Consider the following 16,963-nt stretch of genomic DNA (forward strand, 5'->3'; position numbering starts at 1 on the left):
CTGTTGGAGCGGGCTTGCTCGCGAAGGCGGTGGTTCAGTCATGTATATGTCGACTGACACACCGCTTTCGCGAGCAAGCCCGCTCCCACATGTTTAATCGCATTCCAGCAGTCAGGCCAATTCAGGGGCGCTAGCGTACGCCTGTTCCAGCAGCACGGTGAAGCGTACAAACGCGTCGATCGCACCTTTTTCTACCGCCGCTTCTTCTTCAGCGCTGAATGCCAGGCCGTCGAGGGTGCGGGTAAAGCGCTTCCAGCCCTCGGCGCGACCACCGGCCGGCTCGCCGAGGTGACGGGCTCCGAAGGTTTCGCTCAGGCCCAGGCCCACGGCGCGTTTGATCAGGAACGCGGCGCCCAGCTTGGAGCCTTCGGAGACGAACAGCCAGCCCAGGGCTTCGGCCTTGCTTGGGTTCTTAACAGCGCCGGCGACCGGTGCAGGCACTTCGGTGTCCAGGTCGCCGAGGTCCAGCTTGGCGGCTTCGGCGCGGCAGCGTTCAGCCAGGTCAGGGACGATCTTGATCAGCTCAGGGTCGTTGTACAGGGCCACCAGTTCCGATTGGAACAGGTACTGCGCGACCACGAAGCGGGCGAAGTTGGCTTGGGTTTCGAATGGGGCGTGGGCTTTGACCAGCGCATCGAGTTTGGTGTGGGGCTCGTTGGTGATCTGGTTCAGGCGCTGGGAGCGCAGGCTTGGGCGTTCTGCGGTAGGGGAAGCGGTCATCGAAAAAAGTCCTTGAGAAGAGTAGCGCCTGGGTGCCCTAAAGAGAGCTGTTATCAACTAGACGAACAAGAAGACGCGGCACAGTAAAAAATCCTCACCTCGCCGGTGAAATTCCGGCGAGGTAAGGAAACGGCATTTGGGTGTGGTGCTGTCAGATGTCCCAGATCAGGTTGATCGCGAAGTTGCGGCCGGGCTGGGTCAGGCGGTCGAGGTTGGCGGGCGCTGTCACGCCGGCTTCGCCGACGCCGTCGTAGCTGCGCACGTCATCCCAGTTCCAGTACTTCTTGTCGGTGAGGTTGTAGAGGCCGCCGTTGATGGTCACATCGTGGGTGACTTTGTAGTAACCGGTCAGGTCGACGATGCCGAAGCCTGGCGTTTTGAACGGGGCACTGGTGCTGCCATCCGGTGCGTGGAAGGTGGTGCTGTCGACGCGGTTCTGTTTCTTCACCAGCGTCCAGCTGACCAGCGCGCCGTATTGCTCTTGCTCGTAGCCCAGGCCGAACAGGCCTTTAAGCGGGTTGACGCTGTTGAGCGGCTCGCCGTTGTCGTCGTTGCGGCCGTAGGTGTAACCGACCGAGCCCTGGGTGTAGAGGCCTTGCGGTGCGCCGAACGCGTCGAGGTTCAGGCGGCCCTTGGCTTCAACCCCTTTGATGGTGGCGTGCTTGATGTTGTTGGCTTCAAAGGTTTGGATATCGCCGCCGGCGACCGAGGCGTCTTCGTCGATAAAGTCACGGTACTTGTTGTAGAACACCGCGATGTCGAAAGAGCCCTCGTCGAAATGACCGCGAATCCCGGTTTCGATGCCCTTGCTGGTTTCCGGCTTGAGGTTTGGGTTTGGCTCGACGGTGTAGCCCAGGTTGAGGTTTTCAAAGCGACCATAGAGCGCCTTGGCCGATGGCGTGCGGAAACCCTCGGCGTATTGACCGAACCAGGTGTATTGATCGGTCAGCGCATAGGTCAGGCCGAACTTGGGCGTTACACGGTGCCAGGTTTTTTCTTTGTCGCTGACCGGGTAGGTGCCGGTCGGGTTTACGGTGTTGAGGAATTCCTGGGTCAGCTTGGGTTTGAGCTGGGTGTAGTCATAGCGCACTGCCGGCAGGAAGGTCCATTTGTCCCAGGTGATCTGGTCCTGGGCGAACAGCGAGTAGGTGTTGATGGTCGGGTCCGGGAAGTCGCTGGATTTTTTTACGCTGTCGCTGGCTTGCGGGCTGGGGGCGCCGATGGCCGTGCAACCCGAGCCGACGGCGAGGCAGGAGGCCGAGCCTTCGCGCGAGCCGGTGACTTTCTGCTGTTTGAGTGTGGTGCCATAGGTCACTTGGTGATCGATTTCACCGATGTTGAAAGCCTTGTCCAGTTGGGCGTCGAAGACCCACTGTTTTTCTTCGTATAGCGTGTCACGGGTGCGTAGTACGCGACGACCCGCCTGGTAGATTTCGGCGGTGGTCTGGTCGGTCTTGGCGATCTGGTAGTTCAGGCTGGTCTTGATGCGATCGGCAATCGGCGACTCCAGGGCAACGGTGTTTTCCAGGCCGAAGCGCTCGCGAGTGATGGTGTCGTTGCCCGAGCGGGCACGGTACAAATTCATTCCTCGACCACCGATGAATGGGCCGCCCACGGCGTTTTTCAGGTTAACGTCGCGGTCATCCTTGAACTTCTCGTAGGTCAGGCCCAGTCGGTTGTCATCGCCATAGTTCCAGCCCAATTTGGCCAGGATATTGGTGGTGCGCGCGTCTTCCGGGTTGGCGCCAGTGCGGGCCAGGCCGGTGGCGTTGTTGCCGTCGTAGGATTCCATTTCATGGCCATTGCGCTGGCTCAAGTGCAGCAAACCGTCGAAGTCCTGCACGCGGCCGGCAACGGTGCCGGAGGTCAGCCAGCTGTCGTCGGCGGAGCTGTAGCCGGTTTTCAGACGGGCGCCGACGTCCTGGCCGGGCTTGATGATGTCGTCCGGGTCGAGGGTGAAGTAGCTCACCGCGCCGCCGATGGCGCTGCTGCCGTACAAGGCCGAGGCCGGGCCACGCAGGATTTCCACGCGCTTGACGATTTCCGGGTCGACGTAGTTGCGGCGCGTCTTGGCGTAGGGGCCGTTGAAGAAGTTGTCCGGCACTTCGACGCCGTCGACTTGAGTGAGGATGCGGTCGCCGTCGATGCCGCGAATGTTGTAGCCCGCGTTGCTGGCGCGGGTGCCTGCGCCACCGACTGACACGTTGGGCTCGTAGCGCACCAGTTCACGGATGGTGTTGACGTTCTGGCGGTCCAGTTCCTGGCGATCATGCACAGTGACCGTGCTGGGCACGCTGGTGACGTCCTGTTCGTTGCGCGTGGCGCTGATGGTCACCTGTTGCAGGTTGAGCACGCTGCCGGCCGTGCGTTTTTCCAGCACGATGTTGTTGGTGCCCAGTTTGCGATAGCTCAGGTTGGTCCCCACCAACAACCGGTCCAGGGCTTTTTCGGGTGACAGCGGGCCGCGTGCGCCAGGGGACGACACACCTTGGCCCAGCTCTGCCGGCAGGCCGACTTGCCAGCCGGTCACGGCGGTAAACGCGTTCAGCGCCGAGACCAACGGCTGCTGCTCGATGCTGAAATTGTAGTTGCCGTGGCTGCGGGCGACCGGCTCGGCGGCAGTGGCGGCCATGACTGGCGCGCTGGCCATCAGAAGGGCAGCGGTCAGCAACGACAGGACGGGCGAAGAAGACCGGCGGTTGAAACGAGAGGACATCGAGAGCGCTCCGGAGTACGAATCTTATAGTTGCGAACCGAATCAAATAGGAATCAGTTGCATTGGCTATAACGAGACGTACCGCCGGCTAACATCGAGTAAAAATAATTCTCATTTAGTTCAGAATGACCAGCGCCGGGTATTCCGAGAGCGTGGCCGAGGTGATGTGCGCCAGCGAGCGCACCACGTCCAGCGGCTGGTCGAGGCGGTAATTGCCGGTGACAGCTTTGCTGGCGAGCTTGTCGTTGGTGTTGACGATCCAGCCCGGGTAATAGCGGCGCAGCTCTGCCAGCACGTCGCTCATCGGGCAGTTTTCAAACACCAGCCGACCCTGGACCCAGGCCAGGTCCTTGCTCACATCCAGCTTGGCGGGCTGGCCAAAGCCTTTGGGGCCGATACGGATACTTTCACCGGCGCGCAGGCGCACGCGGGCGTCGTCGAAGGTGTTGCTCAGGTCGACGTCACCGCGCTGCACCTGCACTTGCGCTTCGCCATTGAGGTAGCGCACGGCGAAGTCGGTGTCGCGCACGCTGGCGCGCACCGGCCCGGCGTCAATCTCCAGGGGCAGGCCACGGTTGGGCGCAACTTCGAAAAACGCCTCGCCTTGGTACAGGCGCGCGATGCGCTGGTGGTCTTTGATGCGGCTTGAAAACGCCGAGTTGGTGTTCAGCAGTACTTTGGAACCGTCGTCCAACTGCACGCGCTGGCGTTCACCGACCACGGTGAGGTGGTCGGCTTGCAGGCGCACGGGCAGGTTGCTGAAGCTGAACAGGCCGATCAACAGCACGGCGGCGGTGGCCAAGGGTTTCCAATGCGGTTTTACCCGGCGCCAGGCGCTCGGTTTGCGCGGCGCTGCCAGGGCCACGGCGGCGCTGTGTACCGGCGCGCCGCCCCAGGCGGTCCGGGCTTTGTTGAACGCGTGTGCGTGTGCCGGGTCACTGGCCAGCCAGGCCTCGAACTGCGCTTGCTGCCCGGGTTGCGGGCACTGCAAGACGATCAGCCAGTCAAGGGCCTGGTCCATAGCAGTGTCTTGCAACACCTCATGAGCCAGCTCATGGGGGCGCAGTTTATTCGGGTCTGTCACGGTGTTCCTCGGGTCTTCGCCACGTTCTATTCATCTTTCCTACAGACTGGATCGCCACATCTGTCGGCTGAAGCTTAAGGCTGATCCAGCCGTTCAGCCACTCCTACACAGATGGCCATGATCAATTTCAGTTCCTTTTGCACGGTGCTCAAGGACACTTGCAACTGATCGGCAATCTCTTGGTAGCTGCAACCGTGCAGGCGGCTGAGGATGAATATCTGCTGTTGCCGAGCGCTCAGCTGGCCGAGGCTGACACTCAGGTGTTCGAGCAATTGCTCGGCCTGGGTCGCGTCTTCGGGCGTGCTGATGGGCGCCGCGACGCTTTGCAGCACGTCCAGCGGGACGTCTTCCTGCAGCGTACGGGCTTGAATGCGGCGCGAACGCAGGTGGTCCAGCGCCAGGTTGCGTGCAGTCTGGTAGACGAAGGGTTCGAGGTGATCGATCGGCCGCTCGCTGAGGGCCCGGGTGACGCGCAGGTAGGTTTCCTGCAACAGGTCCTCGGCGGTGCTGTGGTTGTTCACCATCCGCTGCAAGGTGCGAAGCAGAATCACCCGTTGAGTGATAAAGACTTGGTTGAAGCGGGATTGGCTCACAGTGCTACCAGATCGATTTGCAGTTAATGATAATGCTTATCATCAACGGAAATGGCAAGTGGCTATTGCTGTGGGCCTACCACGGGCTGGTTAGTGCACAAAACTCATGTGGGAGCGGGCTTGCTCGCGAATGCGCAGTGTCAGTCAATGGATCGGGTGACTGATTCACCGCGTTCGCGAGCAAGCCCGCTCCCACACAAGCCCGCTCACACAGAGCGCTTCGTGCCTGCTTACTCGGCGTTGCAGAGCGCCAGGCAGTTATCCAGCATCCGGTTGGAGAAACCCCACTCGTTGTCGTACCAGGCCAGCACTTTGAGCAATTTACCGCTGACCTTGGTGTGATTGGCATCGAAGATCGACGACAGCGGGTTATGGTTGAAGTCACTGGAAACCAGCGGCAGGGAGTTGTAGCCGAGGATTTTCGAGTGCTGGCTGGCTTCTTTGAGCAGCGCGTTGACTTGCTCGGCGGTGGCTTCTTTCTTCAGCTCCACGGTGAGGTCGACCAGCGACACGTTGATCACCGGTACCCGCACCGCCATGCCGGTCAGCTTGCCCGCCAGTTCCGGCAACACCAGGCCCACCGCTTCAGCAGCGCCGGTCTTGCTTGGGATCATGTTCTGGGTAGCCGAGCGCGCGCGGTACGGGTCGGTGTGGTAGACGTCGGTCAGGTTCTGGTCGTTGGTGTAGGCGTGAATGGTGGTCATCAAGCCGTTTTCGATGCCCAGCTCGCGGTGCAGCACCTGAGCCACAGGCGCCAGGCAGTTGGTGGTGCAGGAAGCGTTGGAGATGATCTGGTGGGATTGGCGCAAGATGTCATGGTTCACCCCGTACACCACCGTGGCGTCTGCGCCTTTGGCGGGAGCCGAGATGATTACCTTGCGCGCGCCGGCGGTAATATGAGCGGCCGCCTTGTCACGGTCGGTGAACAGACCGGTGCATTCGAACACCACATCGATCTTGTGCGCCGCCCACGGCAACTCGGCGGGGTTGCGAATGGCACTGACGGCAATCCGGTCACCATTGACGGTCAGGCTTTCCTGATCGTGGGCAACCTCTGCTTCGAAAGTACCGTGTACGGTGTCGTATTTGAGCAGGTGGGCATTGATCGAACTATCGCCCAAATCATTGATGGCGACGATCTGCAAATCCTGGCGGTAGCCTTGGGTATACAGTGCGCGCAGGACATTACGGCCGATACGGCCAAAACCATTGATTGCGATACGAAGAGTCATTGGAAAGTGCCTGTCGTCGATTTGTTGTAAGAATTACAAGATTATTCGCATAAAAATAGAAAACAAGCCTTTTTAGTGGCAATATTTTGTTCAATCTACAACGAGTGACCTGAATCAACTGGTCCGATGATACAAACGACACCCTGCCATCCCATGAGCTGCGGGCGTTTGATCAGCATAGGAACGAGGGTCGCCACATCCGTTAGCCTGGAGTTCTACACATGCATCCCCGCGTTATTGAGGTCACCGAACGGCTTATCGCCCGCAGTCGTGCAACCCGCGAGGCTTACCTTGCGCTCATTCGCGGCGCCGCCAGCGACGGCCCGATGCGCGGTAAGCTGCAATGCGCCAACTTCGCCCACGGCGTGGCGGGCTGCGGCACTGAAGATAAAAATAGCCTGCGCATGATGAACGCCGCCAACGTGGCAATTGTTTCCTCATATAACGACATGCTCTCGGCGCACCAGCCGTACGAACATTTCCCTGAACAGATCAAAAAAGCCCTGCGCGAAGTCGGCTCGGTCGGCCAGTTCGCCGGCGGCACGCCTGCCATGTGCGACGGCGTAACCCAAGGCGAACCCGGCATGGAGCTGAGCCTGCTCAGCCGTGAAGTCATTGCCATGTCCACGGCGGTAGCGCTGTCCCACAACATGTTCGACGCCGCGCTGATGCTGGGCATCTGCGACAAGATCGTCCCCGGCCTGATGATGGGCGCGCTGCGCTACGGCCACCTGCCGATGATCTTTGTGCCGGGCGGCCCGATGCCCTCGGGCATCTCCAACAAGCAGAAGGCCGACGTGCGCCAGCGCTACGCCGAAGGCAAGGCCACCCGCGAAGAGCTGCTGGAATCGGAGATGAAGTCCTACCACAGCCCCGGCACCTGCACCTTCTACGGCACCGCCAACACCAACCAGCTGCTGATGGAAGTGATGGGCCTGCACTTGCCGGGCGCCTCGTTCGTCAACCCGTACACGCCGCTGCGTGATGCGCTGACCCGCGAAGCCGCGCACCAGGTCACGCGCCTGACCAAGGCCAGTGGCGACTTCACGCCGATCGGCGAGATCGTCGACGAAAAATCCATCGTCAACTCCATCGTCGCGCTCAACGCCACCGGCGGTTCCACCAACCACACCCTGCACATGCCGGCCATCGCCATGTCGGCGGGCATCATCCTCACCTGGCAGGACATGGCCGACCTCTCCGAGGTGGTGCCGACCCTGTCCCACGTGTATCCAAACGGCAAGGCCGACATCAACCACTTCCAGGCGGCGGGCGGCATGTCGTTCCTGATCCGCGAACTGCTCGAAGCCGGCCTGCTCCACGAAGACGTCAACACCGTGGCCGGCAAGGGCCTGAGCCGCTACACCCAGGAGCCGTTCCTGGTCGACGGCGAGCTGATCTGGCGCGACGGCCCGATCGAGAGCCTCGACGAAACCATCCTGCGCCCCGTGGCCCGTGCGTTCTCGCCCGAAGGCGGCTTGCGCGTGATGGAAGGCAACCTCGGCCGTGGCGTGATGAAAGTCTCTGCCGTTGCCCCGGAGCACCAGATCGTCGAAGCGCCGGCCGTGGTGTTCCAGGATCAACAGGACCTGGCCGACGCCTTCAAGGCCGGTGAGTTGGAAAAAGACTTTGTCGCGGTGATGCGCTTCCAGGGCCCGCGGTCCAACGGCATGCCGGAATTGCACAAAATGACGCCGTTCCTGGGTGTATTGCAGGACCGTGGCTTCAAAGTGGCGTTGGTGACAGACGGGCGTATGTCCGGCGCGTCGGGTAAGATCCCTGCCGCGATTCACGTCAACCCCGAAGCTCAAAGCGGCGGGCCACTGGCGCGGGTCAAAGATGGCGATATCATTCGCGTGGATGGCGTGAAAGGCACCTTGGAGCTTAAGGTGGACGCCGAAGAATTCGCAGCGCGTACGCCTGCCACGGGCCTGTTGGGCAACAACGTGGGGGCGGGGCGTGAGCTGTTTGCATTTATGCGCTTGGCCGCAAGCTCCGCAGAGCAGGGCGCCAGCGCCTTTACCTCTGCCTTGGAGACGCTTAAGTGAAGCTTGCGCTGGTCGGTGACATCGGTGGTACCAACGCCCGTTTTGCGTTGTGGCGGGATCAGGAGCTGCACTCGATCCGCGTGCATGCCACCGCGGACCACCACAGCCCTGAGGAGGCCATCAAGGTCTACCTCAAGGAAGAAGGCCTGGAAATCGGGGACATCGGCGCGGTATGCCTGTCGGTCGCCGGGCCAGTGAGTGGCGATGAATTTAAATTCACCAACAATCACTGGCGCCTGAGCAAAACTGCATTCTGTAAAACCTTGCAGGTGGATGAGCTGCTGTTGGTCAATGACTTCACGGCCATGGCCCTGGGCATGACTCGCCTCAAGCCCGACGAATTTCGCGTGGTCTGCGAAGGCACGCCGGAACCGCTGCGCCCGGCGGTGGTGATCGGGCCGGGTACCGGCCTTGGCGTCGGCACCTTGCTGGACCTGGGCGAAGGCCGATATGCGGCGCTGCCGGGGGAGGGCGGCCACGTCGACCTGCCGCTGAGCAGCCCGCGTGAAACCCAGCTGTGGCAGCACATCTACACCGAGATCGGGCACGTCAGTGCCGAAACCGCCTTGAGCGGCGGCGGCCTGCCACGGGTGTACCGCGCGATTTGCGCGGTCGACGGGCACACGCCAGTGCTGGACACGCCCGAAGCCATTACGGCAGCCGGCCTGGCAGGAGACCCGGTGGCGATCGAAGTGTTGAACCAGTTCAGCATCTGGCTGGGCCGCGTGGCCGGCAACAACGTGCTGACCACCGGTGGACGCGGTGGCGTGTATATCGTGGGCGGGGTTATTCCACGCTTTGCCGACTTCTTTATCAACAGCGGTTTTGCCAAGAGCTTCAGCGACAAAGGCTGCATGAGCGATTATTTCAAAGGCATTCCGGTGTGGTTGGTGACCGCGCCGTATTCCGGGTTGACCGGGGCGGGTGTGGCACTTGAGCAGGCTTTTGCGTAGGCAGTGATGGCCTCTTCGCGAGCAAGCCCGCTCCCACATTAAACTCATTCCAACTGGATGAATGCGGTTGAATGTGGGAGCGGGCTTGCTCGCGAAGGGGGCCTTGAAAGCAACACATGACTCAGGTTTGGCCATAACAACAAGGAGGACCCCGTGAGCGCAATCAGTAAATCGATTCTCCTCGTCGACGACGACCAGGAAATCCGCGAATTGCTGCAGACCTACCTCAGCCGCGCCGGCTTCCAGGTGCGTGGCGTGCCGGATGGTGCAGGGTTTCGCCAGGCGATGAACGAGGCGCCGTGCGATCTGGTCATCCTCGATGTGATGCTGCCCGACGAAGACGGTTTCAGCCTTTGCCGCTGGATTCGCCAGCACCCGCGCCAGGCGCAGGTGCCGATCATCATGCTCACTGCCAGTTCCGATGAAACCGACCGCGTGATTGGTCTGGAGCTGGGCGCCGACGACTACATCGGCAAGCCTTTCAGCCCGCGCGAGCTGCAAGCGCGCATCAAAGCCTTGCTGCGCCGCGCCCAGTTCGGCCAGGAACGCAGCAGCGGCGGCGATGTGTGGGTGTTTGATGAATGGCGACTGGACATGATCAGCCATCGCCTGTTTCACGTGGACGGCGAAGAGGTGATTCTTTCCGGCGCCGACTTTGCCCTGCTCAAACTGTTTCTCGATCACCCGCAACAAATTCTCGACCGCGACACCATCGGCAACGCCACCCGTGGCCGCGACCTGATGCCGCTGGACCGTATCGTCGACATGGCCGTGAGCCGCTTGCGCCAACGCCTGCGCGATACCGAAAAACCCCCACGGCTGATCCGCACCGTGCGCGGCAGCGGTTATCAACTGGCAGCCAGCGTGGTTGCCGGCAATGCCCACTGAGCATTTAAGCGAACGCCGCCGCCGTTTCCCGGTGCCGCGCTCGCTGCTGGGGCGGATGTTGCTGCTGACCTTGCTCGCAGTGCTGTTCGCCCAGGCGTTGTCCAGCGTGATCTGGGTCTCGCAATTGCGCGCCACTCAGCTTGAAGGCCTGGTCACCAGCGCCCGCAGCCTGGCGCACTCGATGACGGCCAGCGTGAGTTATTTCCGCTCGTTGCCGGTGGCCTATCGCCCGCTGGTGCTGGACCAGTTGCGCAGCATGGGCGGCACACGCTTTGTGGTGACCCTCAACGACCGACCTTTGGATATGCAGATATTGCCGCAGACCCCGCGCAAACAGGCGGTGCTGCAAGCGGTAGACGAAGTCTTGCGCCAGACCCTGGGCGGCGACGTGCACATCTCGGTGGAGTTCGTCAGTGCCGAAGACCTGCGTATTTTCAACGCTGGCCTGAAGCTCGATGAACTGCCGCGGTCCTGGGCGCATTACGCGTTGACCCTGGAGCCGGTGAATCCGCCGGTGCTGGTCACGCAGATCCAGCTGGCGCCGGGCGAATGGCTGTACATCGCTTCGTTGTTGCCCGAGCCCTACACCAGCCTTGAAGAACAGGGGCTGCCGTCGCAGCAGGTGTGGTTTATCGTGCTCACCAGCGGTTTTCTATTGTTGTTTATCGGCCTGTTGGTGCACTGGCAAAGCCGACCGCTCAAGCGTCTGGCGCGGGCGGCGCGTGATATGTCCCTGGGCGCGGATGTCGAACCGGTGGCCGAAGGCGGCGGCAGCGAAGTGGTGGAAGTGGGCCGTGCGTTCAACGCCATGCGCGAACGCATCAGCCGTTACCTGACCGAGCGCAGCCAATTGTTCAGCGCGATTTCCCACGATTTGCGCACGCCGATCACCCGCTTGCGCCTGCGCGTGGAGCTGCTCGAAGACGAAAACCTGCAAGCCAAGTTCGGTCGCGACCTGGATGAATTGGAGTTGCTGGTGAAGGGCGCGCTGCAATGCGTGAAGGACACTGACATCCACGAAAACATCGAGCCGGTCGACCTCAATCACGTCCTCGATTGCCTGGTGGAGCCGTACCTGGCGCCCAACGGCAATGGCCGCATCACCCAGGATGGCCGCGCCCTGGCGCCGTATGCAGGCAAGCCGCTGGCGCTCAAGCGCTGCATCGGTAACCTGATCGACAACGCCTTGAAGTACGGGCAGAACGCGCATTTGCACATCGAAGACGATGGCGCGGAATTTGTCCTGCACGTTGATGACGAAGGCCCTGGCGTGCCGGAGCAGCGGCTGGAGCAAGTGTTTGAACCGCACTTTCGGTTGGCCGGGCAGCAGCAGGGCTATGGATTGGGGTTGGGCATCGCGCGCAACATTGCCCATAGCCATGGCGGTGAAGTGAGTTTGCAGAACCTGCGCGAAGGTGGTTTGCGAGTCACCTTACAGCTCCCGCGAACCCTGGACTAAAGCACACAGAGGATCAAATGTGGGAGCGGGCTTGCTCGCGAACGCAGAGTGTCAGTCACCGAAAATCTTGACTGATCCACCGCTTTCGCGAGCAAGCCCGCTCCCACATTTTGAACGCCTTTGGGTCAGATGCTCTGGCGCAACCGGGCCAAATCTCTCAGCGGCGGCGCCCCAAACAACCGGCTGTATTCCCGGCTAAATTGTGACGGGCTTTCATACCCCACCCGATACCCCGCCGCCGAAGCTTCCAGCCCTTCGGCAATCATCAAACGCCGCGCTTCCTGCAGGCGCAACTGCTTCTGGTATTGCAGCGGGCTCATCGCGGTGATCGCCTTGAAGCGGTGGTGCAACGTCGAGACGCTGAGGTTCACTTCCCGGGCCAGGTCATCAATACGCAGCGGCTGTTCGTAGTTGCCGTTCAGCCACTTGATGGCCTGGCTCACACGATGGCTCTGACTGTTGGCCACGGCGATTTCATACAGCCGGTAACCCTGCGGCCCACGCAGCAAACGGTAAAGAATTTCGCGGTTGATCAACGGCGCCAGCATCGCGATGTCTTTGGGCGTATCCAGCAGGCGCGCCAGGCGCAGCACGGCGTCGAGCAATTGGGTGTCGATGCGGTCGACGTACATGCCGCGCGAAGTCGGACGCGACGGCACGCCCATTGGCCCGGCCTCGGCGATCAGCGCCGTGAGTTGCGCCGGGTCGATATTGATGCGCACCGACAGGTTGGGATCTTCCGGCGTGGCATCGATGATCCGTCCGGCCACCGGCATTGCCACGGAGAACACCAGATAGTTGAGCGGGTCGTAGGCGAAGATCTCGTCAGCCAGGCGTACTTCCTTGCTGCCGCTGGCGAGGATGCACAGCGCAGGTTCCACCAGCACCGGCATGAAGTCGCGCGGCGTGTTGTGGCGGTTGAGGAACAACGAGGTGATCGCCGTGCCGTAGGAGCCATCTTCCCAGGTATGCCGGTGCACGATGCTGGCGAGTTCGGCGCGCTGTTTTTCCGTCTCGGCATCGAGGGGAGTGGACTTATGTTCCGACGACGACATGACGTGTCCTCTACGAGCTTTTTGATGGGATCAGCTTAGCGGCGGCCTTTGAGAAAGTGTTACGTCGATCCTGCACAATCCTTGCCTGATCCTGCGACAAGTCGCGAATCAGGCAAGTGCAGTGCCTGTCATCTGCCTGAAACACTGAACATGGCCATGGAATAAACCCGCGGGGCCAAACGTCTTATCTACGCTTCTGGCAGGATTGTGCAATAAGCCGGCAGGAATTGACTAACCGCGCCCGCACCCGCGCCGTTATCTTTGATCCTGTGGCAGCACGCCCTCACAGTGCTTGCCGAGCATCACTTCTCAACGGGAGAGTCGAACATGTCCACCCCCATTCCCGCGAGCCATATGGCCTTTATCCGTGCCCGTAACGGGTGCAGCACCGAACTCGGTGCACGCTTGAGCAGTTTGATTGAACCGGGCCGTCAGGCTCAGGGTTGCCTGCAATTCTCGTTGCAGCATTCCCAAGTGGATCCCGATGTGTGGCTGATCTGCGGCTTCTGGAGCAGCGAGCAGGCGATGAGCGCCTACTTCAATTCGCCCGCCTTGATGATCTTTACCGAGCTATTGAACGACATGGTGGTGCGCAGCATGGACTTCCAGACCTTTACCGATGCATCCGCTGCGCATGCCTACGGCGAGTACCTGCAACTGGCCGGTTGAGAAGGTTAGAATGGCCGACTTTCCCATTGGCCAGGACCTGCAACATGGCACGTAAAGAGTTTGCCCACCACGAAGCCGTTTCCGCCTTGGTGCGTGAAGAAGAGGGTGGCTACAGCGCTGCCATTGCCGTCAAGGCACTGGATGGCATGGGCGCCCCCAGGTTTCACAAGATCCTTGAAGGACACACGTTCAAGACCGCTGACGACGCCGACGATGCGGCTGCCGCGCAATTGCAGCGGTTGGTCGACGTGGACGAAGAAGGGCAATTGACCTGGTCACCTGCCGCTGACTAAGCAACCCCACCGATGCAAAGGTGGGAGTGGGCTTGCTCGCGAATGCACCGTGTCAGTCACTGAAACATTGACTGATCCACCGCCTTCGCGAGCAAGCCTGCTCCCACATTTTTTTGCCTTTCGCTCAGCGCTGAGTGGCGCCTGGGCGATACATCTTGAACAACGCCTGCGGCCCTATCTGGAAGTAATCCGCCGGGCCCCCACCGCGCAAGATCGGCTCGGCGGCGGCCGTGTCGTAGATCCCATCCTTGAGCAGCCACTTGGCAATGTGCACCGCGACCACCTCGCCAAGCACCAGCCAGCTCGGCACCAACTCTTTGTCGGCGCGCTGCAGCTGAATAATCTGCGTCACCTTGCATTCGAACGACACCGGACTTTCGCCCACGCGCGGCACGCCGACGATTTTCGAGGCGACCGGCGTCAGGCCGGACAGCTCGAACTCGTTGACCTCTGGCGATACCGCCGCGCAACTCTGGTTCATCTGTTCGGCCAACGGGCGAGTGGCCAGGTTCCACACGAATTCGCCGGTCTGTTCGATGTTGTTCAGGCTGTCTTTGCGCCCGACGCTGGAAAACCCAATGACCGGCGGAATGTAATTGAACGCATTGAAGAAGCTGTAGGGCGCGAGATTCAGGCGGCCCTCGCGGTCGTGGGAGGAAATCCAGCCAATCGGCCGTGGCCCGACGATGGCATTGAATGGGTCATGAGGCAGGCCGTGGCCATTGGCGGGTTCGTAGAAATGGATATCGTCAGACATGGGCCGGGGTTCCTGCTGCGGGGGGGCTGTGAGGTAGCCATAGTGCAATCCATGACGGCGAATTTCCATTGGCCGGATGGAATTTTCATTGATTGCCCACCTATTTTTCACAGCGTGCCGTTCAGTCTGCGCGCCAGGTCGACACTCCCCATGATTCGGCCCCCTGCATGACTGAGCTTCGGAGCCCTGCGCACAATGAACAAACTTCCTCAGATAACCCTGGCGTTCTGGGTCATGAAAATCTGCGCAACCACCCTGGGCGAAACCGCCGGGGATTTGTTGTCGATGACCCTGAATGTCGGCTACGCCATCAGTTCGATGATCTTGATCAGCGTATTTCTCGTCACCCTGATGACGCAGCTCTGGTCGAAAACCTACAACCCGGTGTTGTACTGGATCGTGATTCTGTCCACGAGTACCGCCGGCACCACGATGTCGGATTTCATGGACCGCACCTTGGGCCTCGGGTACGCCACCGGCTCGATGATCCTGATCGTGATCCTGATGATCATCTTCGCGTTGTGGCACCTCAGCGGCGATTCGCTGAACGTGAACAAGGTCCAGACCTTTCGAGGCGAGCTGTTTTACTGGATGGCGATCCTGTTCTCCAACACCTTGGGCACCGCGTTGGGCGACTTCCTGGCGGACGACTCCGGGTTGGGTTTTGCCGGTGGCGCCTTGCTGATCGGCTCGGCCATTGCGGTGGTGGTAGCACTTAAATACTTCACCCAGATCTCTTCGGTGCTGTTGTTCTGGGTGGCGTTTGTGCTGACTCGGCCGTTTGGCGCGACCCTGGGCGACTTCCTCACCAAGCCCCATGAAAAGGGCGGGCTGGATTTCGGCACCATGGGTTCATCGGCGGTGTTGGCGGCGGTGCTGGTGGTGATGATTGCCGGGGCGTCGTATGCGCAGCGCCGGTATGGGCGCCGGCAGCCCGTAGAGCTGACCTGACGCTGTTTATGAAACGCTGAAGAACAATATGTGGGAGCGGGCTTGCTCGCGAATGCGCCGTGTCAGTCGATGTTGCTCTGACTGATCCACCGCGTTCGCGAGCAGGCCCGCTCCCACACTGTTCAGTCCGTGGTAATGCGCGAATGCTTGCGGGTGTCTTTCATGGTCACGTAGACCACCAGCGACACTGCAATACAGGCCGTCACATACCAGTAGTAACCGGTTTCCATGCCAATGCTCTTGAACCACAGCGCGATGTATTCAGCCGTACCGCCGAAGATCGACACGGTCAGCGCATACGGCAGGCCCACGCCCAAGGCACGAATTTCCGTAGGGAACAGCTCGGCCTTCACCACCGCGTTGATCGAGGTATAGCCGCTGACGATGATCAGTGCCGCCATGATCAGGAAAAACGCGCCCCACCAGGTCTGGATGGTGTGCAGGGTGGTGAGGATCGGCACGGTAAACAAGGTGCCGAGGATGCCGAAGGCGATCAGGATCGGCCGGCGGCCAACCTTGTCCGACAGCCCGCCGACAATGGGTTGCAGGCACATGAACAGAAACAGCGTGGCCGCCGAAATGGTAGTGGAGTCGGAAATGCTCATGCCCACCGTGTTCACCAGGTATTTCTGCATGTAGGTGGTGTAGGTGTAGAACGCCAGGGTGCCGCCCATGGTCAGGCCGACCACGGTCATCAGTTCCTTGGGGTGGCGCATCAAGGTGCGCATGGCGCTTTCCTTGGCCTTTGCCTTTTTGGTGAACGACTCGGTTTCTTCCATGCCACGACGCAGGTACAGCGCGACCACTGCGCACAGGGCGCCGATGGCGAACGGGATGCGCCAGCCCCAGTCGTACAGTTGTTCGGTGGTGAGCACCTGTTGCAGCACAATCAATACTGCCAGCGCGATGAGTTGGCCGGAAATCAGCGTCACGTATTGGAAGCTGGAGAAGAAACCGCGACGTTCCTTGGTCGCCATTTCACTCAAGTAAGTGGCCGAGGTACCGTACTCGCCACCCACCGACAGACCTTGCAGCAGGCGGGCGAACACCAGCAGGATCGGTGCGCCGACGCCGATGGTTTCATAACCCGGGCTCAGGGCGATGATCAGTGAGCCAAAGCACATCAATAGTACCGAAGCCATCAAGGCCGCTTTGCGACCGGCACGGTCGGCGTACAGCCCCATCAGCCAGCCACCAATCGGGCGCATCAGGAAGCCCACGGCGAAGATCGCGGCGGTGTTCAGCAGTTGGGCGGTCGTGTCGCCTTTCGGAAAGAAGGCTTTGGCGAAGTACAGCGAGAAGGCGGCGTAGACGTACCAGTCGTACCACTCGACCATGTTGCCGACCGAGCCGCTGAAAATCGATTTGATCCGGCTGGAAGTACTGCGTTCTTTTGCCGGCGCAGCCGCCGACCCCAGAGGCAGGGAGTTGGAGTTATCCATTGAAGGATCCTTCATCTAGTTGTTTTTATGGAGCGTGCTTGAGCACTGCCTGGCTGGGGCTATAGCAGGAGCTGTGCCAGGTGGGTGAAGGCCCGGAATAGAA

General features: G+C 60.8%; 15 protein-coding genes. 7 read left to right on the forward strand and 8 right to left on the reverse strand.

The annotated features are described in order from the left end of the window. Positions 1-111: 111 nt before the first annotated feature. The 5 genes from AACU78_RS25070 to gap form a co-directional block, all read right to left on the reverse strand. Entirely contained in the window at positions 112-720 is a 609-nt protein-coding gene (locus AACU78_RS25070) for a biliverdin-producing heme oxygenase (protein ID WP_106578341.1), read from the reverse strand. A 151-nt stretch (positions 721-871) separates the two neighbouring features. Further along, positions 872-3,436, reverse strand: a complete 2,565-nt coding sequence (locus tag AACU78_RS25075) for a TonB-dependent receptor (protein WP_106578342.1) — start codon at positions 3,434-3,436, stop codon at positions 872-874. Positions 3,437-3,551: 115 nt separating this feature from the next. Next, on the reverse strand, positions 3,552-4,520 hold the full coding sequence (locus AACU78_RS25080; protein ID WP_106578343.1) for a FecR family protein: 969 nt from the start codon (positions 4,518-4,520) through the stop codon (positions 3,552-3,554). A 74-nt stretch (positions 4,521-4,594) separates the two neighbouring features. Then, positions 4,595-5,113 carry an RNA polymerase sigma factor gene (locus tag AACU78_RS25085; protein ID WP_106578344.1) on the reverse strand — a complete coding sequence of 173 codons (519 nt, stop codon included), beginning with the start codon at positions 5,111-5,113 and terminating at the stop codon, positions 4,595-4,597. A 230-nt stretch (positions 5,114-5,343) separates the two neighbouring features. Beyond that, positions 5,344-6,345, reverse strand: coding sequence for a type I glyceraldehyde-3-phosphate dehydrogenase (gap, locus tag AACU78_RS25090; RefSeq protein WP_106578345.1), 1,002 nt, complete (start codon positions 6,343-6,345; stop codon positions 5,344-5,346). 221 nt (positions 6,346-6,566) lie between these two features. Here gap and edd point away from each other — a divergent pair, with 221 nt between their 5' ends. From edd to AACU78_RS25110, 4 genes are all read left to right on the forward strand, one after another. Continuing rightward, positions 6,567-8,393 (forward strand): phosphogluconate dehydratase, encoded by a 1,827-nt coding sequence (edd, locus tag AACU78_RS25095; protein WP_106578346.1) that lies wholly within the window; start codon positions 6,567-6,569, stop codon positions 8,391-8,393. Next, positions 8,390-9,346, forward strand: a complete 957-nt coding sequence (locus AACU78_RS25100) for a glucokinase (RefSeq protein ID WP_106578347.1) — start codon at positions 8,390-8,392, stop codon at positions 9,344-9,346. The genes edd and AACU78_RS25100 overlap by 4 nt, the downstream gene beginning before the upstream one ends. A 153-nt stretch (positions 9,347-9,499) precedes the next feature. Beyond that, entirely contained in the window at positions 9,500-10,234 is a 735-nt protein-coding gene (locus tag AACU78_RS25105; RefSeq protein WP_106578348.1) for a response regulator, read from the forward strand. Between the two features lie 31 nt (positions 10,235-10,265). Then, the gene (locus AACU78_RS25110; protein WP_371924153.1) at positions 10,266-11,693 is read left to right on the forward strand and encodes an ATP-binding protein; all 1,428 of its coding nucleotides are present in this window, start codon (positions 10,266-10,268) and stop codon (positions 11,691-11,693) included. 125 nt (positions 11,694-11,818) lie between these two features. Here the strand turns inward: AACU78_RS25110 and AACU78_RS25115 are convergent, their stop codons facing one another. After that, positions 11,819-12,748: an AraC family transcriptional regulator gene (locus AACU78_RS25115; protein ID WP_106578351.1), complete on the reverse strand. Its 930-nt coding sequence runs from the start codon at positions 12,746-12,748 to the stop codon at positions 11,819-11,821. 327 nt (positions 12,749-13,075) lie between these two features. Between AACU78_RS25115 and AACU78_RS25120 the strand changes: the two genes are divergently transcribed. Both AACU78_RS25120 and AACU78_RS25125 read left to right on the forward strand, forming a co-directional pair. After that, positions 13,076-13,417 (forward strand): antibiotic biosynthesis monooxygenase family protein, encoded by a 342-nt coding sequence (locus tag AACU78_RS25120; RefSeq protein WP_106578352.1) that lies wholly within the window; start codon positions 13,076-13,078, stop codon positions 13,415-13,417. Positions 13,418-13,461: 44 nt separating this feature from the next. Beyond that, positions 13,462-13,710, forward strand: a complete 249-nt coding sequence (locus AACU78_RS25125) for a hypothetical protein (RefSeq protein ID WP_106578353.1) — start codon at positions 13,462-13,464, stop codon at positions 13,708-13,710. Between the two features lie 124 nt (positions 13,711-13,834). On the opposite strand, the gene AACU78_RS25130 is transcribed toward AACU78_RS25125, so the two are convergent. Then, positions 13,835-14,467, reverse strand: coding sequence for a flavin reductase family protein (locus AACU78_RS25130; protein WP_106578354.1), 633 nt, complete (start codon positions 14,465-14,467; stop codon positions 13,835-13,837). Positions 14,468-14,662: 195 nt separating this feature from the next. Between AACU78_RS25130 and AACU78_RS25135 the strand changes: the two genes are divergently transcribed. Then, a complete protein-coding gene (locus AACU78_RS25135; RefSeq protein WP_106578355.1) occupies positions 14,663-15,418 on the forward strand; it encodes a COG4705 family protein in 756 nt (251 codons plus the stop codon). Positions 15,419-15,540: 122 nt separating this feature from the next. On the opposite strand, the gene AACU78_RS25140 is transcribed toward AACU78_RS25135, so the two are convergent. After that, positions 15,541-16,860: an MFS transporter gene (locus tag AACU78_RS25140; RefSeq protein ID WP_106578356.1), complete on the reverse strand. Its 1,320-nt coding sequence runs from the start codon at positions 16,858-16,860 to the stop codon at positions 15,541-15,543. Positions 16,861-16,963: the final 103 nt, after the last annotated feature.

This window comes from Pseudomonas sp. R9.37, assembly GCF_963878885.1.
In the GTDB taxonomy this organism is placed as follows: domain Bacteria; phylum Pseudomonadota; class Gammaproteobacteria; order Pseudomonadales; family Pseudomonadaceae; genus Aquipseudomonas.

Coding starts and splice junctions, on each gene's coding strand:
- AACU78_RS25120 (WP_106578352.1), top strand. CDS start 13,076: ATGTCCACCCCCATTCCCGCGAGCCATATGGCCTTTATCCGTGCCCGT.
- AACU78_RS25140 (WP_106578356.1), bottom strand. CDS start 16,860: ATGGATAACTCCAACTCCCTGCCTCTGGGGTCGGCGGCTGCGCCGGCA.
- edd (WP_106578346.1), top strand. CDS start 6,567: ATGCATCCCCGCGTTATTGAGGTCACCGAACGGCTTATCGCCCGCAGT.
- AACU78_RS25135 (WP_106578355.1), top strand. CDS start 14,663: ATGAACAAACTTCCTCAGATAACCCTGGCGTTCTGGGTCATGAAAATC.
- AACU78_RS25070 (WP_106578341.1), bottom strand. CDS start 720: ATGACCGCTTCCCCTACCGCAGAACGCCCAAGCCTGCGCTCCCAGCGC.
- AACU78_RS25115 (WP_106578351.1), bottom strand. CDS start 12,748: ATGTCGTCGTCGGAACATAAGTCCACTCCCCTCGATGCCGAGACGGAA.
- AACU78_RS25125 (WP_106578353.1), top strand. CDS start 13,462: ATGGCACGTAAAGAGTTTGCCCACCACGAAGCCGTTTCCGCCTTGGTG.
- AACU78_RS25130 (WP_106578354.1), bottom strand. CDS start 14,467: ATGTCTGACGATATCCATTTCTACGAACCCGCCAATGGCCACGGCCTG.
- gap (WP_106578345.1), bottom strand. CDS start 6,345: ATGACTCTTCGTATCGCAATCAATGGTTTTGGCCGTATCGGCCGTAAT.
- AACU78_RS25075 (WP_106578342.1), bottom strand. CDS start 3,436: ATGTCCTCTCGTTTCAACCGCCGGTCTTCTTCGCCCGTCCTGTCGTTG.